Source organism: Rhodanobacter sp. Root627, from assembly GCF_001427835.1.
Classification (GTDB): domain Bacteria; phylum Pseudomonadota; class Gammaproteobacteria; order Xanthomonadales; family Rhodanobacteraceae; genus Rhodanobacter; species Rhodanobacter ginsenosidimutans.
In genome coordinates this window covers 159883-181976 of record NZ_LMGW01000001.1, presented here as the reverse complement: position 1 = coordinate 181976, position 22094 = coordinate 159883, and the positions used below count along the sequence as shown (strand labels likewise).

At 65.5% G+C, this 22094-nt stretch carries 23 protein-coding genes, 3 pseudogenes and 1 riboswitch; of the genes and pseudogenes, 19 read left to right on the top strand and 7 right to left on the bottom strand.

Going from position 1 to position 22094, the window contains the following annotated elements:
* Positions 1–70 precede the first annotated feature (70 nt).
* The 5 genes from ASD68_RS00895 (at position 71) to ASD68_RS00875 (ending at position 3146) form a co-directional block, all read left to right on the top strand.
* Positions 71–691: a GNAT family N-acetyltransferase gene (locus tag ASD68_RS00895; RefSeq protein ID WP_056077679.1), complete on the top strand. Its 621-nt coding sequence runs from the start codon at positions 71–73 to the stop codon at positions 689–691.
* Positions 688–1446, top strand: a complete 759-nt coding sequence (minC, locus tag ASD68_RS00890; RefSeq protein WP_056077676.1) for a septum site-determining protein MinC — start codon at positions 688–690, stop codon at positions 1444–1446. The genes ASD68_RS00895 and minC overlap by 4 nt, the downstream gene beginning before the upstream one ends.
* 34 nt (positions 1447–1480) lie before the next feature.
* Positions 1481–2296, top strand: a complete 816-nt coding sequence (minD, locus tag ASD68_RS00885) for a septum site-determining protein MinD (protein ID WP_056077673.1) — start codon at positions 1481–1483, stop codon at positions 2294–2296.
* Positions 2297–2301: 5 nt separating this feature from the next.
* Positions 2302–2592 (top strand): cell division topological specificity factor MinE, encoded by a 291-nt coding sequence (minE, locus tag ASD68_RS00880; protein ID WP_056080734.1) that lies wholly within the window; start codon positions 2302–2304, stop codon positions 2590–2592.
* 65 nt (positions 2593–2657) lie between these two features.
* The gene (locus tag ASD68_RS00875) at positions 2658–3146 is read left to right on the top strand and encodes a hypothetical protein (protein ID WP_056602565.1); all 489 of its coding nucleotides are present in this window, start codon (positions 2658–2660) and stop codon (positions 3144–3146) included.
* Between the two features lie 31 nt (positions 3147–3177).
* On the opposite strand, the gene chaB is transcribed toward ASD68_RS00875, so the two are convergent.
* The 3 genes from chaB to ASD68_RS00860 all read right to left on the bottom strand — a co-directional run bounded on the left by chaB (position 3178) and on the right by ASD68_RS00860 (position 5301).
* Positions 3178–3405, bottom strand: coding sequence for a putative cation transport regulator ChaB (gene chaB / locus ASD68_RS00870; protein ID WP_056602563.1), 228 nt, complete (start codon positions 3403–3405; stop codon positions 3178–3180).
* Positions 3406–3525: 120 nt separating this feature from the next.
* Positions 3526–3987: a carboxymuconolactone decarboxylase family protein gene (locus ASD68_RS00865; protein WP_056602560.1), complete on the bottom strand. Its 462-nt coding sequence runs from the start codon at positions 3985–3987 to the stop codon at positions 3526–3528.
* 54 nt (positions 3988–4041) lie between these two features.
* A complete protein-coding gene (locus ASD68_RS00860) occupies positions 4042–5301 on the bottom strand; it encodes a multidrug effflux MFS transporter (protein WP_056080731.1) in 1260 nt (419 codons plus the stop codon).
* 120 nt (positions 5302–5421) lie between these two features.
* Positions 5422–5520: riboswitch (Fluoride riboswitch) on the top strand.
* Positions 5521–5590: 70 nt separating this feature from the next.
* On the opposite strand from ASD68_RS00860, the gene crcB reads away from it, so the two are divergent.
* From crcB to ASD68_RS00825, 7 genes are all read left to right on the top strand, one after another.
* Positions 5591–5977: a fluoride efflux transporter CrcB gene (gene crcB, locus ASD68_RS00855; protein WP_056077662.1), complete on the top strand. Its 387-nt coding sequence runs from the start codon at positions 5591–5593 to the stop codon at positions 5975–5977.
* 13 nt (positions 5978–5990) lie between these two features.
* Positions 5991–6344 (top strand): DUF190 domain-containing protein, encoded by a 354-nt coding sequence (locus tag ASD68_RS00850; protein WP_056077659.1) that lies wholly within the window; start codon positions 5991–5993, stop codon positions 6342–6344.
* 88 nt (positions 6345–6432) lie between these two features.
* Positions 6433–7551 carry a cyclopropane fatty acyl phospholipid synthase gene (cfa, locus tag ASD68_RS00845; RefSeq protein ID WP_056602558.1) on the top strand — a complete coding sequence of 373 codons (1119 nt, stop codon included), beginning with the start codon at positions 6433–6435 and terminating at the stop codon, positions 7549–7551.
* Between the two features lie 49 nt (positions 7552–7600).
* Positions 7601–8473, top strand: a complete 873-nt coding sequence (locus ASD68_RS00840; protein WP_056602556.1) for a TraB/GumN family protein — start codon at positions 7601–7603, stop codon at positions 8471–8473.
* A gap of 142 nt (positions 8474–8615) precedes the next feature.
* Positions 8616–10856 carry a DNA topoisomerase IV subunit A gene (parC, locus tag ASD68_RS00835; protein ID WP_056602554.1) on the top strand — a complete coding sequence of 747 codons (2241 nt, stop codon included), beginning with the start codon at positions 8616–8618 and terminating at the stop codon, positions 10854–10856.
* A 201-nt stretch (positions 10857–11057) separates the two neighbouring features.
* A complete protein-coding gene (locus ASD68_RS00830; protein WP_056602552.1) occupies positions 11058–11507 on the top strand; it encodes a hypothetical protein in 450 nt (149 codons plus the stop codon).
* 162 nt (positions 11508–11669) lie between these two features.
* On the top strand, positions 11670–12482 hold the full coding sequence (locus ASD68_RS00825; protein WP_235578595.1) for a hypothetical protein: 813 nt from the start codon (positions 11670–11672) through the stop codon (positions 12480–12482).
* Positions 12483–12536: 54 nt separating this feature from the next.
* Here ASD68_RS00825 and ASD68_RS00820 read toward each other — a convergent pair whose 3' ends face one another.
* From ASD68_RS00820 to ASD68_RS00805, 4 genes are all read right to left on the bottom strand, one after another.
* Entirely contained in the window at positions 12537–14477 is a 1941-nt protein-coding gene (locus ASD68_RS00820; protein WP_056602549.1) for an FTR1 family protein, read from the bottom strand.
* A gap of 302 nt (positions 14478–14779) precedes the next feature.
* Complete coding sequence (locus ASD68_RS00815; RefSeq protein WP_056602547.1) at positions 14780–15073, bottom strand: DUF1330 domain-containing protein; 294 nt, start codon at positions 15071–15073, stop codon at positions 14780–14782.
* A 268-nt stretch (positions 15074–15341) separates the two neighbouring features.
* Positions 15342–16154, bottom strand: coding sequence for an alpha/beta hydrolase (locus tag ASD68_RS00810; protein ID WP_082545903.1), 813 nt, complete (start codon positions 16152–16154; stop codon positions 15342–15344).
* Positions 16155–16215: 61 nt separating this feature from the next.
* Positions 16216–16644, bottom strand: a complete 429-nt coding sequence (locus ASD68_RS00805; RefSeq protein ID WP_056602545.1) for an organic hydroperoxide resistance protein — start codon at positions 16642–16644, stop codon at positions 16216–16218.
* Positions 16645–16763: 119 nt separating this feature from the next.
* Here ASD68_RS00805 and ASD68_RS17195 point away from each other — a divergent pair.
* From ASD68_RS17195 to ASD68_RS17185, 7 genes and pseudogenes are all read left to right on the top strand, one after another.
* Positions 16764–17630: pseudogene (locus tag ASD68_RS17195) on the top strand (cupin domain-containing protein); the annotation flags it as partial.
* Positions 17631–17632: 2 nt separating this feature from the next.
* Positions 17633–18112: pseudogene (locus tag ASD68_RS00795) on the top strand (AraC family transcriptional regulator); the annotation flags it as partial.
* A gap of 224 nt (positions 18113–18336) precedes the next feature.
* Positions 18337–19809, top strand: a complete 1473-nt coding sequence (locus ASD68_RS00790) for an aldehyde dehydrogenase family protein (protein ID WP_056602544.1) — start codon at positions 18337–18339, stop codon at positions 19807–19809.
* Between the two features lie 288 nt (positions 19810–20097).
* Positions 20098–20922, top strand: coding sequence for an alpha/beta hydrolase (locus ASD68_RS00785; protein ID WP_200945336.1), 825 nt, complete (start codon positions 20098–20100; stop codon positions 20920–20922).
* A gap of 72 nt (positions 20923–20994) precedes the next feature.
* The gene (locus ASD68_RS00780; protein ID WP_056602540.1) at positions 20995–21675 is read left to right on the top strand and encodes a TetR/AcrR family transcriptional regulator; all 681 of its coding nucleotides are present in this window, start codon (positions 20995–20997) and stop codon (positions 21673–21675) included.
* A 53-nt stretch (positions 21676–21728) separates the two neighbouring features.
* A pseudogene (locus ASD68_RS17190) lies at positions 21729–21827 on the top strand (AraC family transcriptional regulator); the annotation flags it as partial.
* A 43-nt stretch (positions 21828–21870) separates the two neighbouring features.
* Positions 21871–22094, top strand: a 224-nt coding sequence (locus ASD68_RS17185; protein WP_235578658.1) for an AraC family ligand binding domain-containing protein, incomplete at its 3' end; no start/stop codon positions are given.

Sequence of the window (22094 nt, the reverse complement as noted above, 5' to 3'; positions counted from 1 at the left end):
GCATGGCATAATGGCGACTTTGCGAGGCCGTGCGTTGGCCTTTCCCCGACTCCATCAAGCGGAGCAACGAATGGTTCTTGCCATCCGCGACGTGCGCGAGCACGACTTGGATGCGGTGCTGGCGCTCAACAACGCCGCCGGCCGCTCCATCCTGGCACTCGACTCCGCGCGGTTGCGCTATTTCTACGAGCACGCGGAATACTTCCGCGTGGCCGAGGTCGACGGTCACCTCGCCGGTTTCCTGATCGCCCTTCGCGATGGCGGCGAGTACGACAGTCCCAACTACCGCTGGTTCGGCGAGCATTACCCGCAGTTCATGTACATCGATCGCATCGTGATCGCCAACGCCTACCATCGCCACGGCCTGGGCCGCGTGCTGTATTGCGACGTGCACAGCTACGCCGAAGTGCGCGTGCCGTTGCTCACCTGCGAAGTGCTGCTGGAACCACGCGACGACGTGGTCGTGCTTTTCCACGGCACCTATGGCTTCCAGGAAGTCGGCCAGCAACGCATGGGCAAGGACGGCCCGCAGGTCAGCCTGCTGGCGCTCGACCTGCCCAGTTACGCCTACGTGCGCGAAACCTGGCTCGACAAGGGTGGCCTGCCCGACGTGCCCTGGTTGAGCGAGCGCACCGTGCCGGCATTGGCAGCCACCCCTGCGCGCACATCGGCGGGAAAACAACATTCATGAACGCAAAAACCGAATCAACCGACGCCTGCGACCTGCGCTTCGGCCAGGTAGGCATCGCCTGCGTGCGCGTGCGCCGGGTCGATGCGGCCGCACTGTGCGAGGAGCTTGAGCGCCGCGTACGCGCCGCGCCGCAGATGTTCTCCCGCGCCGCCGTGGTGCTGGACCTCAGCCACCTGCTGCACCTGCCGGATGACGGCACGGTCGACGCGCTGCTCGAAGCGGTGCGCAGCGCCGGCATGCTGCCGGTGGGGCTGGCCTACGGCACCAGCGAAACCGAGGCTTTGGCCAGCCGCATGGGCCTGCCGCTGATCGCCAAGTTCCGCGCCGCCTATGAGCCGGCCGCGGCCACGCCGGCCGCCGAGACCCGTGCGCCCGAACCCGTGGCGCGGCCGGAGCCGATCCTGGCGCCGCCCGAAGCGGGCCACCCGCTGGGCGCGCAACACCACGACGGCTCGGTGCGCTCCGGCCAGCAGATCTACGCCCGCGACCGCGATCTGATCGTCACCGGTGCGATCGCCAACGGTGCCGAAGTGATCGCCGATGGCAATATCCACATCTACGGTGGCCTGCGCGGACGCGCCATGGCCGGTGCGCAGGGCGACGAGAAAGCGCGCATCTACGTCTCCGATTTCCGGGCGGAACTGGTGGCCATCGCGGGCCAGTACCGCGTGTTCGAACAAATTCCCGACGACCTCGAGGGCCGGTCCGTGCAATGCTGGCTCGAGGGCGAAAAACTGTTGATCGCAAAACTGTGATCAGCTGCAACAACAACCTTGCGGAGATGGGCTCTTGACTGCTGAGATTATCGTTGTCACTTCCGGCAAGGGCGGCGTCGGCAAGACGACCACCAGCGCCTCGCTCGCCACCGGCCTGGCCATGGCCGGCAAGAAAGTCGCCGTGATCGACTTCGACGTCGGCCTGCGCAACCTCGACCTGATCATGGGCTGCGAGCGACGCGTCGTGTATGACTTCGTCAACGTGGTGCACGGCGAAGCCACCCTGAAACAGTCGCTGATCAAGGACAAGCGCTACGAGAACCTGTACGTACTGGCCGCCAGCCAGACGCGTGACAAGGATGCGCTGACCCAGGAAGGCGTCGAGAAAGTGCTCGACAGCCTGTCCGAGGACGGCTTCGACTACGTCATCTGCGACTCTCCCGCCGGCATCGAGAAAGGCGCCCACCTGGCCATGTACTTCGCCGACAAGGCCGTCGTGGTGGTGAACCCGGAAGTGTCGTCGGTGCGCGATTCCGACCGCATCCTGGGCCTGCTGGCCAGCAAGACGCGGCGCGCCGAGCGCGGCGAAGGCCAGGTCACCCAGCACCTGCTGCTGACGCGCTACAACCCCGCGCGCGTGGCGATCGGCGAAATGCTCAGCGTCACCGACGTGGAGGACATCCTGGGCATCAAGGTGGTCGGCGTGATCCCGGAATCGGAGAACGTGCTCACCGCGTCCAACAACGGCATCCCGGTGATCGTCGACACGGCCTCCCCGGCTGGCCAGGCCTACAGCGACACGGTGGCCCGCATCCTCGGCGAAGAGCGTCCGCTCCGCTTCATCGATGTGCCCAAGAAGGGCTTTCTCCAGCGCGTGTTCGGAGGTTGATCACGATGGGTATTCTTGATTTCCTGAAGCGCCGGCCCGAGCCGACCGCCACCGTGGCCCGCGAGCGGCTGCGCATCATCGTGGCGCAGGAGCGCTCCTCCCGCGGCGCGCCCGACTACCTGCCGATGATGCGCAACGAATTGCTCGAAGTGATCAAGAAATACGTGCACGTCGACATCGAGGCGATCAACATCAACCTGGAGCGTGACAGCGGCCATGAGATCCTCGAGCTGTCGGTGACGCTGCCGGACGGCAAGAAAAAACCGGACGCCGGCGACGCCGCCACGGCCAGCTGAGCGTTCCAGCGGCGGGCCGGCGCATCCGCCCGGCCCTCCCCGCCTCTCGTCACCAAGCCCCCAACATGTCATCCGCACATCCCTCGCCCGCCGGATCGCCCGATACCGTGTTGCGGCTGGCCCAGCTCGGCTTCGACGCGCCCACCGCGCTGCTGGGCCGCTACGGCCTGACGCTGCAACGCGTTGACGATGGCGCGGCCATCCCCGGCAGCTTCTGGGGCGACGAGGAAGCCGGCATCATCGGCACCACGGTCTACGCGCGGGCGGATACGCCGCTGCATTCGCTGCTGCACGAGGCCTGCCACCTGATCGTGATGCCACCGGACAGACGTCTGGACGTCCATACCAACGCCACCGATTCCATCGAGGAAGAGGACGCCACCTGCTACCTGCAGATCGTGCTGGCCGATGCCTTCCCCGGCGTGGGCCGCGAACGCCTGATGGCCGACATGGATGCGTGGGGCTATACGTTCCGGCTGGGTTCCACCCGGGCCTGGTTCGAGAACGACGCGGCCGAAGCGCGGGCGTTTCTCGTCGCGCGCGGGCTGGTCTGACGATCAGCCGTCACCGCCAAGGCCACGCGGCTTACCTGGCGTGCCACTTGTCGTCGTCGCCTTTCCTGTAATCCTTCTTCACGGCCGACCACGCCACCTTGTGCGCCGTCTCCTCGCACGACGCATCGCCGCGGCGATCGTCCTTGTCGGCGTACTCGCCCCAGGCGCTGTTGAACGCCTCCTTGTAGATCTCCTGCGCATGCTTCGGCACGTTGTCGCGTACGGAATCAGGCAGGTCGCTAATGGATTTGTAAGGCATGACCGAACCTCCAGCAATGCAGTCGCGGCAGTCCGGAAACACCGGACCGATGGCGTCCGCAAAGTCTGGATCGGTCGCGGTCAAGCAGCCGTCAAAAGGCCCGCCCCAACCGACCGAAGCTCACGCAACCGTTGCCGGCATATAACTGCCCACCTCGGTACGGCAGGCCTTCACCAACCGGTTCCAGCCGTTGATGGCGATGATCGCCAACGTCAATTCGACTGTCGCTTTTTCATCGAAGTGCTCGCGCACCTCGGCATACAGCTCATCGGGCAGGTCGTTGGTGGAAACCTGGGTCACCGCCTCGGCCCAGCTCAACGCGGCGCGCTCGCGCGGCGAATAGAACGGCGCCTCGCGCCAGGCCGACAGCAGGTACAGCCGCTGCTCGGTTTCGCCGGCGGCGCGCGCCTCCTTGATGTGCATGTCCAGGCAATAGCCGCAGCCGTTGATCTGCGACACCCGCACCTTCACCAGCTCCAGCAGCGAATGCTCCAGTTCACTGCGATGCACAACGGCTTCCAGGCCACGCATCGCCTTGAATGCGTCGGGGACAGCGGTACGGAAATCAATGCGTGCTTTCATGCGGCTCCTCGCGGCAACGAATGGAATGGAAAGGAATACGGCTGGACCGCGACGTCAGCGCGGCTCGGTGATCTGCGCCTGCAGTTCGACATCCCGCGCCAGACCCGGCGCCTTCGGCACGCGGCTGATCCGCCCGTACCAGTACCACGACAACACGCCGATCAGGGTCAGGGTCGATGAGCCCAGCGACAGCGACAACATGGTCGACGACAGCAGCGGCGACAGCACGCCCGCGACCAGGCTGCTGAGCAGCAGGCTGGCAAACGCCTGCACCGAGGAAATGCCGCCACGCAGGTGGGGGAAGCGATCCAGCAGCAGCAAGGTGAGCGTGGGGAACGCCAACTGCACGCCCACGCCGTGCAGCACCAGCGGCAACATCGACCACGGCAGCCGTGGTTGCGGCAACGCCAGCGCCAGCGATACATGCAGCACACACGCCAACAGCATCACCGCATAACCCAGGTTGACCGTGAAACGCACGCTGCGCCGATCGGCCAGTCGCCCGGAAAGCCAGGCGCCGCTGATCAGCCCGACCACCACCGGCACGAACAACCAGGGGAAATCCTGCGCCGACAGATGCAGCAGTTCCAGCACGATGCGCGGTGCCGAGGCGATGAACAGGAACAACCCCGCGAAGTTCACCGAGCTGGAAATCAGCAACGGCCAGAACGGCCGGTCACGACCGAACGACAGATAGCCGGCCAGCAGCGGACGCACCGCGAACGTGGTGCGCCGCGCAGGCGGGTGACTCTCCTCCAGCCAGATCGCGACGGCCGCCGACAGCAGCAGCGTGAACAGCAGCAGAAACCAGAAGATGCCGTGCCAGCCGCCCAGCGGCAGCAGCCACGCGCCCACCATCGGCGCGATCACCGGCGACACGCCGAAAATCATCATCACCTGCGACATCAACCGCTGCGCGGCCGGCCCTTCGAACGTATCGCGGATCACCGCGCGCCCCACCACCAGCCCGGCGCCGGCGCAGGCACCCTGCAGCGCGCGGCAGGCCAGCAGCATCGCGAACGAGGTGGATACCGCCGCCAGCACCGACGCCAACGCATACACCAGCATGCCAGCCACCATCACCGGCTTGCGCCCGATCGCGTCGGAGATCGCGCCGTGGAACAGGCTCATGGCCGCATAGGTCAGCAGGTAGACGCTGATCAGCTGCTGCAAGGCCGCGCTGTCCACCTGGAAATGGGCGCCGATCAGGGGGAAAGCGGGGAAGATCGCGTCGATCGAAAACGGGCCGATCATCGACAACGCCGCCAGCAACCAGGGAAGGCTACGACGTGCCGCGCGCGGGGGTGGGTTCATCGGAGCGGCAACGTCGGGCGGCAACAGGAAGTGCATTGTAGCGAGCGCGTGCCCGGCCTGCGCCATGCGACGGTGCGCCCCCGCCGCGCTTGCGTTTCTATCGCCCCGGCTCCTAGCATGGCCGCTCCGGGAGATGGCATGCCTCCCGTTCCCGCGACGCAAGATCAAGGGAACCAACCGCCCCGCATCACTGCAGGGGCTGATGATGCCTGCACCACCGGCTTCCGGCGGCGCAGGCGTGCCTGCCGCCGCGGTAGCCGGACACTTCCATTCGTCAGGAGACGCGCTCGTGGGTGTAACCGGATTCGTTGCAATTGGCCTCGGCGGCGCCATCGGCTGCTGGTCGCGCTGGTTGTTGGGCATCGCGCTCAACCCGCTGTTTCCCACCCTGCCGCTGGGCACGCTGGCGGCCAACCTCACCGGCGGCTTGCTGATGGGCTGCGTGATGGGCGTGTTCGACCATTTCCAGACGTTGTCGCCGGAGCTGCGGCTGTTCGTGTTCACCGGCTTCCTCGGCGGGCTGACCACGTTCTCCACCTTCTCGGCGGAATCGGCCACCTTGCTGCTGCGCCAGCAATACCTGTGGTTCAGCGGCCACGTGGCGGTGCACGTGGTCGGTTCGATCAGCATGACCGTCATCGGCATCGCCCTCACCCGCAGCCTGCTGCGCCATTGATCGGGGAACCGGCATGAATCAGGACAACCTGCAACAAGGCCTGCATCTGACGTTCTACTGCCACGTGCGCGCGCGCCACGAGGGCATGCTGGTATCGCAATGGCTGCTGGAGCAGGCACGCCGCGACGGCCTCGGTGGCGGCTCGGTGTTTCGCGCCACCGCCGGCTTCGGCCGCCACGGCGTGCTGCGCGAGGAGCAGTTCTTCGAGCTGGCCGACGACCTGCCGGTGAAGGTGGAATTCCTGCTGCGCGAGGACCAGGCCGACCTGCTGCTGGAGCGCGTACGCGCCGCCGGCATCGACACGGTGTATGCACGGACGCCGGCAAACTATGGCGTGCTCGGCAACGGGGCGGCGAAAGCCGGATGACTGCCGCGCGCATCGACGTTGCCGAACGCCGGGAGTCCACCATCCGGCGCTGACGGCTGTTTGTTCGTTCCACTCCGCGAGGAAAGGCATGAGCCAGGACACCTTGAAGGATCGCGCCAGCGAACTGCTGCAGAGCGCCGGCATCACCATCAACGGCGCCGCACCCACTGATCTCCAGGTACACGACGAGCGACTGTATTCGCGCGTGTTCGCCCACGGCTCACTGGGCCTGGGCGAAGCCTACATGGACGGCTGGTGGGACGCCGGCGACCTGCCTGGCATGTTCACCCGCATGCTGCTGTCCGGGCTCGACCAGAAACTGCACACCTTCGAGGCGGTGGTCGCCCACCTCAAGGCGCGCTTCATCAACCTGCAGCGCGGCGAGCACGCGTTCGAGATCGGCAAGGCGCATTACGACCTCGGCAACGACCTGTTCCAGGCCATGCTGGGCAAGCGGCTGGTGTATTCCTGCGGTTACTGGGCCGCCGCCGACAACCTCGACGATGCGCAGGCAGCCAAGCTCGACCTGGTCTGCCGCAAGCTGCAACTGCAACCGGGGCAACGCGTGCTGGACATCGGCTGCGGCTGGGGCGAGGCGCTGAAATACGCGGCGGAAAACTACGGTGTCAGCGGCGTGGGCATCACCGTGTCGCAGGAGCAGGCCGAGTTCGCCCGCGAACTGTGCGCCGGCCTGCCCATCGAGATCCGCCTGCAGGATTACCACGACATCGACGAGCCTTTCGACGCGGTGTATTCCATCGGCATGTTCGAGCACGTGGGCGGCAAGAACTACCGCGCGTATTTCGAAACCGTGGAGCGCTGCCTCAAGAGCGGCGGGCTGTCGCTGCTGCATTGCATCGGCACCAACAGCGCGCCCGCGCAGCCCGATCCGTGGATCGAGAAATACATCTTCCCCAACTCGATGATCCCCGCCGCCACCCAGGTGACCGCGGCCCTGCAAGGCCTGTTCGTGGTCGAGGACTGGCACAACTTCGGCCCCGACTACGACCGCACCCTGATGGCCTGGTACGCCAACGCCGAAGCGGCGTGGGACCATCTGCCGGCGCACTACGACGAACGCTTTCGCCGCATGTGGCGTTTCTACCTGGCCACCTCCGCCGCCGTGTTCCGCAGCCGCCGCGACCAGCTGTGGCAACTGACGCTCAGCGCGCGTGGCGTGCCCGGCGGCTACCGCGTGCCGCGCTGAGTCCGTCGCGTCATTGAGCCACCCGCCCGCACCCGTCACACTCGCGGGCATGAACAAACCACGCCTGCCCGCGCGCCTGCTGATCGCCCTCGTCCTGCTGCTTCCGGCGGCCGCCATCGCCAAGCCGGCGCTGTGGGTAACGAAGGATGCCGACACCACGATCTACCTGTTCGGCACCGTGCACCTGCTGCCGAACGACGCCGACTGGCATGACGCCACGCTGGACCGCGCGGTGGCCGACAGCCAGGCGCTCTACATCGAGCTGACCGACGACGACCCGGGCAACATGATGGCGCTGGTGCTGCGCTACGGGCTGGATGCGGCGCACCCGCTGTCCAGCCAGCTCGACGCCGATGGACAACAGCGCCTGCGTACGGCGGCGACCGAGGCCGGCGTGCCCGGCGGCATGCAGGCGCTGAACGTGATGCGCCCCTGGCTGGCCGCACTGACCCTCACCACCGCGCCGCTGCTGAAAGCCGGGCTCGACCCGGAGCACGGCGTGGACAAGCAGCTCAAGGCGCAGATGTCCGCCGCCGGCAAACCCGTGTTTGGCCTGGAATCCGCCGAACAGCAGATGCACTTCCTGGCCGACATGCCGCAGGAAGTGCAGTTGGACTTCCTGCGCTCGGCCATGCGCGATGCCGACAAGGGACCCACCCAGCTGACCCGGCTGATCGACGCCTGGAAGAACGGTGACGTCGCCACCATCGCCCGGCTCGAAGACGAGGACATGCGCCAGACCGCGCCCGAGCTTTACCAACGGCTGCTGGTGCAACGCAATGAAGCCTGGGCAGCCAAGATCGCTGCCCTGCTGCAACAGCCCGGCACCGTCTTCATCGCTGTCGGCGCCGCGCATCTGGCCGGGCCGGACAGCGTGCAGGTGCAGCTGCAGAAGCTGGGTGTCGAAGCGCAGCGCCTGTAGGGGCGCACCCTGTGCGCGATGCTCTTCGTCACGCAACGGAAAGCATCGCGCACAGGGTGCGCTCCTACAAGAATCGGGCGCTTTCTGGCACCATCGACCGGTTAACCGCGCAGCCTGCGCGCCGACCGAATGATGTAACTGCATGAACCTGCAAGCCAATTACGAACAGATCCCGCTGAAGGAGTACGCCGAGCGGGCTTATCTCGACTATTCCATGTACGTGGTGCTTGATCGCGCCCTGCCCTTCGTGGGCGACGGCCTGAAGCCGGTGCAGCGGCGCATCATCTACGCGATGAGCGAGCTGGGCCTGGCGGCCACCGCCAAGCCGAAGAAATCCGCCCGCACCATCGGCGACGTGATCGGCAAGTTCCATCCGCACGGCGACAGCTCCTGCTACGAAGCGATGGTGCTGATGGCGCAGCCGTTCTCGTACCGCTACCCGCTGGTCGACGGCCAGGGCAACTTCGGCTCACCGGACGACCCGAAAAGCTTCGCGGCGATGCGCTACACCGAGAGCAAGCTCAGCCCGATCGCCGAAGCGCTGCTGGGTGAGCTGGCGCACGGCACGGTGGACTGGGTGCCGAATTTCGACGGCACGCTGGAGGAGCCGAGCTGGCTGCCCGCACGCGTGCCGCATGTGCTGCTCAACGGCTCGATGGGCATCGCCGTGGGAATGGCCACCGACATCCCGCCGCACAACCTGCGCGAAGTGGTCAGCGCCTGCATCCGCCTGCTGGACGATCCGGACGCCACCGTGGCCGACCTGTTCGAGCACGTGCGCGGGCCGGATTACCCCACCGAGGCGGAGATCATCACCCCGCGCGGCGACCTGCTGGCGATGTACGAGAACGGCACCGGCTCGGTGCGCGCCCGCGCGGTGTATCAGCGCGAGGAAGGCAACATCGTGATCACCGCGCTGCCACACCAGGTCAGCCCGTCGAAGATCCTGGAGCAGATCGCGTCGCAGATGCGCGCCAAGAAACTGCCGATGATCGAGGATCTGCGCGACGAGTCCGACCACGAGAATCCCATCCGCCTGGTGATCGTGCCGCGCTCCAACCGCGTCGATGCCGACGAGATGATGCAGCACCTGTTCGCCACCACCGATCTGGAAAAAAGCTTCCGCATCAACCTCAACATGATCGGCCTGGATGGGCGCCCGCAGGTGAAGAACCTCAAGCGCATCCTCACCGAATGGCTGAGCTTCCGCACCAACACCGTCACCCGCCGGTTGCAGAACCGGCTGGCCAAGGTGGAGCGCCGGCTGCACCTGCTCGAAGCGCTGCGCATCGCCTACCTCAACCTCGACGAAGTGATCCGCATCGTGCGCACCGAGGACGAGCCGCGGCCCGTGCTGATCGCCCGCTTCAAGCTCAGCGAGGAGCAGGCCGACTACATCCTCGAAACGCGGCTGCGCCAGTTGGCGCGATTGGAGGAGATGAAGATCTCCGCCGAGGCCGACCAACTGGAAGAGGAGCGTGCGCGCATCAACGTGCTGCTGAAATCGCCGGCCAAGCTGAAGGGTTTGATCAAGGACGAGCTGCGCGCCGACGCTGCCAAGTTCGGCGACGACCGCCGCTCGCCGCTGGTCGAGCGCGACGTGGCGCATGCGCTGGATGAAAGCGCGCTGGTGGCCAGCGAACCGGTCACCGTGGTACTGAGCCAGAAAGGCTGGGCACGCGCCGCGAAAGGTCACGATGTCGAAGCCGAAGGCCTGAACTATCGCGAAGGCGACGGCCTGCTGGCCGCGGTGAAAGCCCGCACCACGCAGCAGGTGGCGTTCATCGACTCCACCGGCCGCGCCTATTCCACGCCTGCACATACCTTGCCCTCGGCGCGCGGCAACGGCGAGCCGCTCACCGGCCGTTTCAGCCCCGCGGCCGGCGCCAGCTTCGACGCCATGATCGCCGGCGACAACGCCACCCGGCTGATCCTGGCCACCGATTTCGGCTACGGCTTCGTCACCCGCTTCGAGACCCTCACCAGCCGCAATAAGGCCGGCAAGCAGATCATCAGCCTCAGCGACAAGGCGAAAGTGCTGGCGCCGCAGATCAGCGCCGACCCCGCCCGCGACCGCATCGTGGTGGTCACCACCGAAGGCCATCTGCTGATGTTCTCGGTGGCCGAGCTGCCCGAGCTGGACAAGGGCAAGGGCAACAAGCTGATCGAGATCCCCAAGGCGAAACTGGTCGCCGGCGACGAACGCGTGGCCGGCATCGCCGTGGTCGGCGAAAGCAAGGGCGAAGTCACCCTGTACGCCGGCCAGCGCAAACTCACCCTGCGCTGGGCCGACCTGGTGGAATACGGCGGCACCCGCGCCAGCCGCGGCGGCTTGCTGCCGCGTGGCCTGCGCCGCGTGGAGCGCATCGAGACCACCGGCTGAGGCAACTCCAACTGTAGGAGCGACTTCAGTCGCGACGTTTTTGCATTGAATCGCAAAAGCAAAAGCGTCGCGACTGAAGTCGCTCCTACAAAGTCGACACCGACGGCCCCACAGGAACTTGTCGCCCCCACGCCTTTCCAACCCGGATGTACACGCCAACCGCACCTCGCGCGTTGGTGCTGGTATCAACCCGGAGTACGCATGAACATCAAACGGCTTCTCGTCGCCGCCGCAGCCAGCCTGCTGGCCACCACGGCGTGGGCGCAGACCACCGGCAAGCCGCTGAACCTGAAGCTGCCGCCCAGCGACCTGCCCGCCGCCAGCACCACCGCCCCGAAACCGGCCACCCCGAAAACGGCAGGCGATGCACCGGGCGTGTATTACGGCGATACCAGCGGCCGCATGGGCAATACCGAGCCCGTCGCCGAAGCACCCGATTGCGACGACTCCACCTACAACAAGCCGCAAGTCCACGGCAGCGTCGGCACCGGCATCGTCACCGGCAGCCACATGGGCACCGGCAACTGGAATGCGGGCCAGGTGAACGTCAGCCAGGCGTTTGGCAGCTGCGACGAACCTTCCGGCGGCATCAGCATTTCGGTCGGCGGCAGCCGCGGTCATTTCCCCGACCACGATCGCCGCGGGCGCTGAAGCAAAACCGAATCCGGGCGGCTGCGTTGCAAGCCGACCCGGCCCGCTTCCGCCCCACGGCTTGCGTTCGTGACATCTGTCACGGCAGACACCTGTAAGCGACACTGGCTAGCGGCGGGAATACGCGTGATCCTCTGGACCTGATCCAAGGGGAGTTACGCGATGACGACGAACGACATGCACGCACGTCCATCGGTGGACGCATGGACGCTGGTGGGCCTGGCATTGTTGCTGTTGCCCCTGCTCACGATGGCGCATGAGCTGCTCGGCCACGCCGTCACCTGCGTCGCCACCGGGCACCAGCCCAGCGAACTGGGCGCCTACTACATCGAATGCCCCGGCACGCAGGGATGGGATCACCGCCTCGTGGCGATGGCCGGTACCTGCGTGGACGCGGTGCTGGCAGCGCTGGCGTATCTGGCATGGCGCCGCTTGCGCGGGCCGTTGCCGCGCCTGGTGGCGTGGATCGTGTTCACGGTGAAAGGCATGGTGGCGGCCGGCTACTGGATGTTCTCCGGCGTCACCAACCTCGGTGACTGGGGACCGGACGTGGGTGGCGGGTTGGCGCCGTTGCCATGGCCGTGGCTGTGGCGGGTGGGGTTGTTCGTCGTTGGCCTGGTTGTCTACATCCAAGTCGTTCGCGTCGCCATTCGCATGCTCGGGGTGATGCTCGGCGGTGGTAAACAGGCCGCGCGCACGAAACGCCAGATCGCGATGACGGTGTACGTGGTCGGCGGCGTGAGCGCGCTGCTGGTTGGCCTGTTCAATCCGCATGGCATGGCGATCACGCTGACGTCAGCGGTGGCGGCATCATTCGGCGGCACGGCAGGCTTGTTCAACGTCGCCTATTCCCGCCGCTCCAACCTGCCCGCACAGGATTTCCACATTGGCCGCCACCCGGTGCTGGTGGTGCTTGGCGTCCTGGTGACAGCGGCGTTTGCCGTTGCGCTTGGGCCAACCATTTATTTGCATTGAGCGGCATGTGCGAAGCGATGGGCAGAAGGAAGCCAGGCCCGAAGGCGCTCGGTGTCACCGAGTTCCGTCAGACGCCTTCAACGCACCTGCCGAGCGGTTGGACCAGACAAACCCGACAACCAGGACCAGCGCGATGCCGACCTGGGCGGCAATGCCTTCCATGGTGGGATAGATGCCCAGCAGCTCCACCCGCGGCCCGCCATTGATCCAGGTGATCGGCAGGTAGCCGGCCTCCTGCAGCGCGGAGACCGCCTTGCCCATCAGCACGACGGCCAGCACCGCCATCAGCACGGAGCTGTAGCGGAAGAACTGGCTGATCGGCAGGCGACGGCTGTAACGCATCATCAACCAGCCGATCACCATCAGCACCAGCGACCCGGCCACGCCTCCGGCGATCACGCTGCTCTTGCTGCCCTGATTCCAGATGGCGACATAGAACAGGATGGTCTCGAAGACTTCGCGATACACGACGACGAAGATCAGGCCCAGCAGAAAAACCCCGGAGGTCTTGCTCAACGCGTGGCCAAGTTTGTCGCGCACATAGCGCTGCCAGTTCTCGGCGTGGCTTTTTCCATGCATCCAGATGCCGACCCAGATCAGCACGATCGCCGCCAGCAGCGAGCCAAAACCTTCGGTGAGCTCACGGCTTGCGCCGCTGATGGAAACCACCCAGGTGGCCAGTCCCCACGTCACGGCGCCGGCGCCCAGCGCGGACAGCCAGCCGCCATGCACCCATGGAAGCATTTCCCTGCGGCCCGCCTTGCGCAGCAGGGCAATGATCGCCACGACGATGAGCAATGCCTCCAACCCTTCGCGCAGCAGGATGGTGAAGGCGGCAGCAAAGCTGGCCACGGCGGATGTTTCGCCCTGCGCGAGCACCTGCCCCGCTTCAGCGTACAGATCGTCCAGACGATCGACCTGGGTCTGCAGGGTATCGGCATCGACGTTAGCGCCGATGCCCGCGCGCACGCCTGCCATCGCTTCCTCGATCTTCGCCATCAGGGGTGCATCGCGGGCGGCGAGCAGCGGCTCGACGGGTTCGAACCCGTCCAGATACGCGGACAACGCCAGGTCCTTGGCCTGCTTCAGCTGGCCGCCGCGGTAAGCCACCATGGCCTGCCGAAGCAATTCATGCGACACCGCCAGGGCGGATTCCGCATCCCGCGTTTGCGTCGCCTCCGGATGCCGGCGCACGTAGGCCACGATCGCCGCCGCCTTCTGCGCGGACTGCAGCTCCGTGGCCAGCGTGGCGGGTGTCGTGTCCACGTAGCTCTTGAAATCGAGCCTTGCCCGCAACGCGTCATTTTTCTCCAGCAACTCGCGCCCTGCTTCGGCCTCGGATTCCGGGTAGGCCAAGGCGCCCACATAGGTCGCCAATGCCCAGCGATCCTCGGCCGGCAAGCTGGCAAAGCTGGGCATCGACGTACCCTGCAGGCCCTGGTCGATCACCTGGTAGAGCGCGAAGATGCTGCGCTCGTCGGCGCGGGCGCGGTCGGTGAAGTCGATCGGTGGCGGGTCCAGACCCGCGGCGGCCGGACCATTGCCGGCACCCGTGGCGCCATGGCAACTCGCGCATTGCTGTGCGTACAACGTCTGGCCGCGTGCGTACTGCGGCGCGCTGGTCGGCATCAACGGGATGGGGTAAGCCTTGATCAGCAAGGCCGCCACGGCACGCGCCTGAGTGGCGATCTGCTCCGGCGCGCTCTTTGCCTGGATGGCCTGCTGCAATGCCACGGCGCCCTGGTTCAACGAAGCCGAGTCAGGCGTGGGCGGCAAGGCCTTGATCGCCGCAGCCGCCGTCGCCGAAAACTCCTGCATCTCCTGGTACTCGACCTGATTGACGACCGCGCCGTCCCGCACCGCCTCGCGGTAGTCCACGGCGATGTAGTCCAGCAGTCGCCACGTGGTGGGAACCGAGTCCACCGCCGCATGAAGACGTGGGCAGAACAGAAGCGTGGCCAGCAGCAGCGCTGCGAACAGATGTCGTGGAGTCATGGCAGGCAAATGAGAACGAATCTCAATAGTCTACCGCACGCCATCCTGCGTGCAGCACCCGGCACGGTCGGTGTTGATCCGACGCCCGGTTTTTACGGCAGCACGTAGCGAGTATCGCTCTCGTCCACTCGGAAACGAGCTCAGGGAAAACAGAGGCCGGTTGAATGGTTGAAATGGCGGACAGCGACCTTCGAGGCCAAACTTGCGAGTGGCCTCGCCACCTTCAATCGGATTCACCGGGTCAGGCTGGAAGCGAACCTGTCGCCGTTACCGGCCGCCCTGCCTTACGGGGCGCGAGTCTTTCACGCCGTGCCTTCAACAAGGATGGCCCGAAACGTGGCGCCGCCCTGCCGCACGGGGATCGCAGCCTGATACTCCGGACTGTCGTACCAACGCCTTGCCTCGTCCCAGCTCTCGAACTCCAACACCACCACACCATCCGCCTTCGGACCTTCCAGGACTTCCTGCCTCCCGTAGGCGACGTGGAAATTGACGTTTCGTCCAGCGAAAGTCGGTGGCACCAAAGCCGAGTAATGGGCGAGAGCGTCACCATCGACACTGCGCTCGCGGACAAACACGATGTACGCGGAAGCCATGCTGAGTTCCTTTTGTTGACGCGTCGGATGCGCGATCTGAGGCGCACATTGTGTTGATCCCGACTTTCCCGAAAAACCATCAAATATCGGAAACACCTACTGACTTTTCATGAAAACAATGGGCTCCATGGCATCCCGATTTCGAAGAACCCAAGGGAACGTGGCCAATTGAACGGAGGCAAAAAAAGCGGCTCAGATTCCATTTCCGTGTCGGCAAATGAACCCGAGCCCTTGCTTCCTGCTTCAAGCTGGCAATGAGCCTGGCCCGTTACTTCGCCGACGCCGCCTGTTCGATCAGTGCGGCCACTTCGGCCGGATGGGACACCATCACCACATGCGAAGCGTCCTTGATGACCACGGTCTTGCGCGAGTGGGTACGCGTGGCCATGAAGGCCTGCGCCGCGGGTGGAATGTTGAGGTCCGCGCTGCCGTAGACGAACCAGGACGGAATGGTTTTCCACGCGGCCGACGTGCTCGCCTCATGCAGCGCGGCATCGGTGACGGGGCGCTGCCCGGCGGCCATCAACGCGGCCTGCGCGGCAGGGACGTCCGCGGCGAATTGGGCGTGGAACTTTTCCTGGTCGATATACAGATCCTTGCCGCCGTCAGCCAGTTCCACTGGCGGCGCCAGCGCGGGGCCCAGCGAACCACCCGGGAAACGCCCGGACAGCTCGACCGCGTTCTCGCCCACGTCCGGTGCAAACGCCGCCACGTAGACCAGCGCCTTGACGTTGTCCTGCCCCGTCGCCGCCTCGCTGATCACCGAGCCGCCGTAGGAATGGCCGACCAGCACCACCGGGCCATGAATGGATTTGACGACGCTGGTGACGGACGCGGCATCGCTCTTCACGCTGCGCAATTCATTGGCCGCAGCGATCACGGTGTAGCCCTTGTCGTGCAACTGCCCGATCACGCCGTTCCAGCTGGATGAATCGGCAAAGGCACCGTGCACGAGTACCACGGTCGGCCTGGGCGCCGGCGACTTTTGTGCCGACGCCGCCAGCGGCATGGACAGCGCGAAGGCACCCAGTGCCAACCATCCGGCAAGTGTGGTGGCAAGACGTTTGTTCGAGGTTTTCATGATTTTCCTTTCGATGGGAATGGAAGAAGCGCCAGGCGCGCCTGGCGCTGGAGGTGTGCCATCAGTCGGCGATGCGCAGCGTCACGTCGATGTTTCCCTGCGTCGCGTTGGAATACGGGCAGACCACGTGGGCCTGGTCGACCAGCGACTGCAAGGTGTCGCGATCGATGCCGGGGGCGGCGATGGTCAGTTCGGCCTCGATGCCGAAGCCGGTCGGGATCTGGCCGATGCCAACCTTGCCGGTGACGCTGGTGTCTGCCGGCAGCGCGATCTTCTGTTGACCGGCGACGAACTTCAGCGCGCCGAGGAAGCAGGCGGAGTAGCCGGCGGCAAACAACTGCTCCGGATTGGTGCCGGGGCCGCCGGCGCCGCCCAGCTCGCGCGGAGTGGACAGCTGCACGTCGAGCACGTTGTCGGACGAGGTGGCGTGGCCTTCACGACCGCCGGTGGCGGTGGCGGCAGCGGTGTAGAGGATCTTCTGGATGGACATGGCGGTATTTCCTGTTGAATGGGGGGATCCGGGCGGTGTTGCTCGGTGGAGGTATCTTGCCCACCCACCCGGCACTACCGGTGATATAAAATCCTGAAAACTTGATCGAGAGTACGAACATGGCTGACCGACTGGCGGCGCTGATGGCGCATTTCCCGGTGAACGCGCAGGTGTTCAATACCGGTGCGCTGTGCGGCATCAACACGGTGGAAGGCGATGGCACGCACGGCCAGTTGCACCTGGTGCGCAGTGGCGCCGTGGAGGTGCGCTACGGCAAAGGGACGCTGCACGTCGAGCGGCCGAGCCTGCTGCTGTTTCCGCGGCCGCTGACGCACCACTTCGTCACCGACCCCGAACGCGGCGCGGACATGGTCTGCGCGAACCTGTCGTTCGAAGGCGGCGCAGACAACCCGATCGCCTCGGCGCTGCCGGACGTTGTCTGCCTGCCGCTGGAAGACATCGCCGGCCTGCACGTCGAGCGGCCGAGCCTGCTGCTGTTTCCGCGGCCGCTGACGCACCACTTCGTCACCGACCCCGAACGCGGCGCGGACATGGTCTGCGCGAACCTGTCGTTCGAAGGCGGCGCCGACAACCCGATCGCCTCGGCGCTGCCGGACGTTGTCTGCCTGCCGCTGGAAGACATCGCCGGCGCCGCACCGKTGCTGGCGCTGCTGTTCGAGGAAGCCTTCGAGCAGCGATGCGGGCGCGTCGCGCTGATCGAGCGTCTGTTCGAAGTGGTAATGATCCAGGTCCTGCGCCAGCTGATGGAAAGCGGCGCCGTGCACGGCGGCCTGCTGTCCGGCCTGTCGCATCCGCGCCTGCGCAACGCGCTGGTCGCCATGCACGAAACGCCGGCGCAGGAGTGGACGCTGGACGAACTGGCCCACGTCGCCGGCATGTCGCGCAGCGTGTTCGCCACCACGTTCCGCGAGACCGTCGGCACGACGCCGGGGCGCTACCTGCAAGGCTGGCGCGTGCGGCTGGCGTGCTGGCGCTGCTGTTCGAGGAAGCCTTCGAGCAGCGATGCGGGCGCGTCGCGCTGATCGAGCGKCTGTTCGAAGTGGTAATGATCCAGGTCCTGCGCCAGCTGATGGAAAGCGGCGCCGTGCACGGCGGCCTGCTGTCCGGCCTGTCGCAYCCGCGCCTGCGCAACGCGCTGGTCGCCATGCACGAAACGCCGGCGCAGGAGTGGACGCTGGACGAACTGGCCCACGTCGCCGGCATGTCGCGCAGCGTGTTCGCCACCACGTTCCGCGAGACCGTCGGCACGACGCCGGGGCGCTACCTGCAAGGCTGGCGCGTGCGGCTGGCGCAAAAAGCGCTGCGCCGCGGACGCCCCCTGAAGGTGATCGCTTCCGACGTGGGCTACGGCAGCGAGGCCGCCCTCTCCCGTGCGTTCAAGGCGCACTCCGGGCAATCACCGCGGGAGTGGAAGGCGCTTGGCGGGAGCGAGGCGGGCAAGGCGTAGGAAGGAGACGCGGAAACCGGCGGCGCTGCTAGCGCCACCGGATCATCTCCCTGGATTCCAGATCGCCCAAAAAAGTAATACTTGCATTTATATAAATGATCGCTCATTCTTATTTTAAGACGAAGCGGACGAACACCGTCAGCTCGGCGTCAAACGATCAGGCAAACGGCTACCCCACCGTGTCTGCATCGACCTATCCGCGGGATGCTCTGAAAGGAAACATCATGCAACGCTCGAATTTGACTGGAGCTGCGAAGAACTGGATCAACGGCAGCTGGAACAACGGGGGCACGATCAGGCAGGCGGTCAGCCCTTCGACCGGCCAGCCGCTGGGCAACTACCTGGACATCGGCCCGGACGAAGCGCGCCAGGCGATCGAGGCCGCTCGCACGGCCTTCGACACGACCCGCTGGTCCAGCGAACGCTCGCTGCGCTCGCGCGCCCTGTTCGAACTGGCCGACGAGGTCGCCAAGCGGGCGGACGAGATGGCCATCCAGCTCGCCCGCGAAGGCGGCAAGCTGCTGGCGCAGACCCAGTGGGAACTGGCGGCCACAGTGGAATGGCTACGTTATGGCGCCGCCACCGCGCTGGTGCAGACCGGTGGCCGTGCCCTTGAAGCCGCTCCAGGTATGCATTTTCAGTCCGACCCCGAACCGCTGGGCGTGGTGGGGGTGATCTCGCCGTGGAACTCGCCGATCATCCTGTCAGTGCGCGCAGTCGCTCCCGCACTGGCTGCCGGATGCACAGTGGTGCTGAAACTGCCGCATCAGACCGCGCTTACCAATGCCCTGTTCGCCCAGGCCATCGCCGCCGTCAAATCGTTGCCGCCGGGTGTGCTGAACGTGATCACGGAGAGCGGCAGCATCGGCGCCTCCATGCTGGTCGATTCCCCCAAGGTGAACATGATCAGTTACACCGGCAGCACCAAGGTGGGCCGCCTTATCGCCGCCAACGGCGCCAAAACGCTCAAGCGCTTGAACCTGGAATTGGGCGGCAAGGCGCCGCTGGTCGTATTCGATGATGCCAACCTTGATGTGGTGGTACCGCAGATCGTCATGGCTCTGGTCGCGATGAATGGCCAGTTCTGCTGCACCGGTTCGCGTGTGCTGGCCCAGCGTGGCATTGCCGACCGATTGCGCGCCGCGCTGATCGAGGCTTATCAGAACATTCGGCTTGGCGACAGCGAGGATCCGCAGGCGCAGCTTGGTCCACTGATCGACAAGGCCAGTGTTCGACGCGTCGATGCAGTGGTCGCCGAAGCATCATCCTATGCGGACATCCTGGTGCGCGGCGGCCCCGTCGACGAAGGCCCACTGGCCGCAGGCGCGTTCTATCGGCCAAGCCTGATCGAGGTACAGGACCTGGACACCTACGTCATCCAAGCCGAGGTCTTCGGGCCGGTCCAGACCTTCGAGATTTTTGAAGACGAAGCCGGCGCCATCGTGCGCGCAAACGCCACCGAATTCGGTCTCGCCGCCTCGGTGTTCTCGAGCGACACGGCGCGCTGCCGGCGAGTCGGCAAGGCCATTCAGGCCGGCCATATCTGGATGAACTGCTGGGGCGTCATGTCCGAGCACTTCGAACAGAGCGGCTTCAAGCAAAGCGGTATCGGCGTGCTCTGCGGACCACATGCGATTGAGCAGTTTCAGGAAATCAAGGTGTATGCGAGCGTCGAGCCAACGCCGGCTTCACTCTGACGTTTATAGCCGCGCATCGACAACGCACCCGTTGCGCCGCTAGCCCCATCTGCCACCCGGGCACGCCGACAGGCACGACGATGACGGTGGAGGTGCACTTTCCCCACTCCACACAAAGCGAACATTCCGATGCAGCACTCAGACGATGTAACACCCACCGACCCTCGCCGTCGCCAGCTGATGGTCGCCGGCATGATCGCCGCCGCCGCGACTGCCCTGCCCCTGCTCGTGCCGACCGCGCGAGCAGCCACCACACCACACCTCCCCACCCAAAAGAGAAACCAGAACATGAACTCGATCATCACCAAAGACGGTACCGAAATCTTCTACAAGGACTGGGGCGAGGGCCAGCCCATCGTGTTCCATCACGGCTGGCCATTGTCCAGCGATGACTGGGACACGCAGATGTTGTTCTTCCTCGACCACGGCTATCGCGTGATCGCCCATGATCGCCGCGGTCATGGTCGCTCGTCGCAGGGCAGCATCGGTCACGACATGGACCATTACGTCGCGGACGCCGCCGCCGTGGTCGAGCACCTCGATCTGCGCGATGCCATCCACGTCGGCCACTCCACCGGTGGCGGCGAGGCGGCACGGTATGTCGCCCGCCACGGCGCCGGCCGTGTGGCCAAGCTGGTGCTGATGAACGCGGTGGCGCCGCTGATGCTGAAGACGGCCGGCAACCCCGGCGGCCTGCCCAGGGAAGTCTTCGACGGTCTGCGCGACGCGCTGGCGAACAACCGTTCCCAGTTCTATCGCGACCTCGCGTCGGGCCCGTTCTACGGCTTCAACCGCCCGGGGGTCAAGACGATCCAGGGTTGCGTAGACAACTGGTGGCGCCAGGGCATGATGGGTGGTGCCAAGGCGCACTACGACGGTATCAAGGCCTTCTCGGAAACCGACTTCACCGAGGACCTCAAGCGCATCGACGTGCCCACGCTGGTGATGCACGGCGACGACGATCAGATTGTGCCGCTCGCCGACTCCGCGCCACTGTCGGCAAAACTGCTCAAGCACGCCACGCTGAAGATCTATCCGGGCTACCCGCATGGCATGTTTACCGTCCATCCGGATGTGATCAATCGCGATATGCTGGCTTTCTTCCGCAGCTGAGTCCCGCAGTACTCGCCCGCTCCGCGCGACGTCGCCTGAATGGACGGCGACGACGCACCCGGAGGCCATCAAGTGTCGACCGCGCTCACGGGCGCGGTCGACGCGACTGCCGTTCAAGGTGTGATCATGAAAAGCGATGCAAGCAAGCCCTCGCGCGGGCGTCCCGTCAATGAACAGGCGCGTGAAGAACGCACGACCAGGATTCTCAACGGGGCCCGCAGCTGCTTCATACAACGCGGGTTTCACGCCTCATCCATTTCCGAAATCAGCGCCGCTGCAGGGGTCAGCGTTGCAAACATCTACCAGTACTTTCCGGGCAAGGAAGCCCTCATCATTGCGCTGATCGAACTCGACCTGCAGCGGCATCACCTTCTGATAAGCCGTTTCTGGGGTTCCGATTTCAGTCGCAAGGCGATTGAAGGGCTCCTGGCAGATATCTTCCTCACACCCGAGGGGCACGCGGTGGCGGTGTTACGTGCAGAGATTGCCAGCGAAGGTGCGCGCAACCCCCATGTCGCCAAACTCCTTCGCGATTCGGAGTCCGGCCTGGTCGACAGTGTTCATGGCGAAATACGCGCGGCCCAGCGACGCGGTCAGATATCTGACGAACTCGACCCTGGCGCCGTTACTGAGCGTCTGTCACTCGTATTCGAGGGGCTCATGCGCCTGTACCTGTTCTCCCCCACCGCTGGAAAGAAACTCATCAAGCAGTACTACCGCCAGTTCGCCGATACGCTGCGACTCAAGCCCTGAGAGCCCGTCCGGTAGAGGTGGGAAGTTGATGGCGATACACGGCGAACCGTGTGCATCCGCAGCTGCTCAACGCGCTGGTCGCCATGCACGAAACGCCGGCACAGGAGTGGACACTGGGCGAAATGGCGCACATTGCCAGCGCGTCGCGCAGCAAGATGTCAGAGGCAATACCTGGCTCGTTGCCAGAGCGATAAATTGTCCCTGACACCATTGTTTGGTGCGCTGTGCGGCATCAACACGGTGGAAGGCGATGGCACGCACGGGCAGTTGCACCTGGTGCGCAGTGGCGCCGTCGAGGTGCGCTACGGCAAGGAGACCCTGCACGTCGAGCGGCCGAGCCTGCTGCTGTTTCCGCGGCCGCTGACGCACCACTTCGTCACCGACCCCGAACGCGGCGCGGACATGGTCTGCGCGAACCT

Excerpts from the sequence above, each read along its gene's own strand:
- minC (WP_056077676.1), top strand. The coding sequence starts at position 688 with ATGAACGCAAAAACCGAATCAACCGACGCCTGCGACCTGCGCTTCGGC.
- ASD68_RS00830 (WP_056602552.1), top strand. The coding sequence starts at position 11,058 with ATGAACATCAAACGGCTTCTCGTCGCCGCCGCAGCCAGCCTGCTGGCC.
- parC (WP_056602554.1), top strand. The coding sequence starts at position 8,616 with ATGAACCTGCAAGCCAATTACGAACAGATCCCGCTGAAGGAGTACGCC.
- cfa (WP_056602558.1), top strand. The coding sequence starts at position 6,433 with ATGAGCCAGGACACCTTGAAGGATCGCGCCAGCGAACTGCTGCAGAGC.
- ASD68_RS00840 (WP_056602556.1), top strand. The coding sequence starts at position 7,601 with ATGAACAAACCACGCCTGCCCGCGCGCCTGCTGATCGCCCTCGTCCTG.
- minE (WP_056080734.1), top strand. The coding sequence starts at position 2,302 with ATGGGTATTCTTGATTTCCTGAAGCGCCGGCCCGAGCCGACCGCCACC.
- ASD68_RS00860 (WP_056080731.1), bottom strand. The coding sequence starts at position 5,301 with ATGAACCCACCCCCGCGCGCGGCACGTCGTAGCCTTCCCTGGTTGCTG.
- ASD68_RS00895 (WP_056077679.1), top strand. The coding sequence starts at position 71 with ATGGTTCTTGCCATCCGCGACGTGCGCGAGCACGACTTGGATGCGGTG.
- ASD68_RS00805 (WP_056602545.1), bottom strand. The coding sequence starts at position 16,644 with ATGTCCATCCAGAAGATCCTCTACACCGCTGCCGCCACCGCCACCGGC.
- ASD68_RS00850 (WP_056077659.1), top strand. The coding sequence starts at position 5,991 with ATGAATCAGGACAACCTGCAACAAGGCCTGCATCTGACGTTCTACTGC.
- ASD68_RS00820 (WP_056602549.1), bottom strand. The coding sequence starts at position 14,477 with ATGACTCCACGACATCTGTTCGCAGCGCTGCTGCTGGCCACGCTTCTG.
- chaB (WP_056602563.1), bottom strand. The coding sequence starts at position 3,405 with ATGCCTTACAAATCCATTAGCGACCTGCCTGATTCCGTACGCGACAAC.
- ASD68_RS00785 (WP_200945336.1), top strand. The coding sequence starts at position 20,098 with ATGAACTCGATCATCACCAAAGACGGTACCGAAATCTTCTACAAGGAC.
- ASD68_RS00825 (WP_235578595.1), top strand. The coding sequence starts at position 11,670 with ATGACGACGAACGACATGCACGCACGTCCATCGGTGGACGCATGGACG.
- ASD68_RS00790 (WP_056602544.1), top strand. The coding sequence starts at position 18,337 with ATGCAACGCTCGAATTTGACTGGAGCTGCGAAGAACTGGATCAACGGC.
- ASD68_RS00875 (WP_056602565.1), top strand. The coding sequence starts at position 2,658 with ATGTCATCCGCACATCCCTCGCCCGCCGGATCGCCCGATACCGTGTTG.
- ASD68_RS00810 (WP_082545903.1), bottom strand. The coding sequence starts at position 16,154 with ATGAAAACCTCGAACAAACGTCTTGCCACCACACTTGCCGGATGGTTG.
- ASD68_RS00865 (WP_056602560.1), bottom strand. The coding sequence starts at position 3,987 with ATGAAAGCACGCATTGATTTCCGTACCGCTGTCCCCGACGCATTCAAG.
- ASD68_RS00815 (WP_056602547.1), bottom strand. The coding sequence starts at position 15,073 with ATGGCTTCCGCGTACATCGTGTTTGTCCGCGAGCGCAGTGTCGATGGT.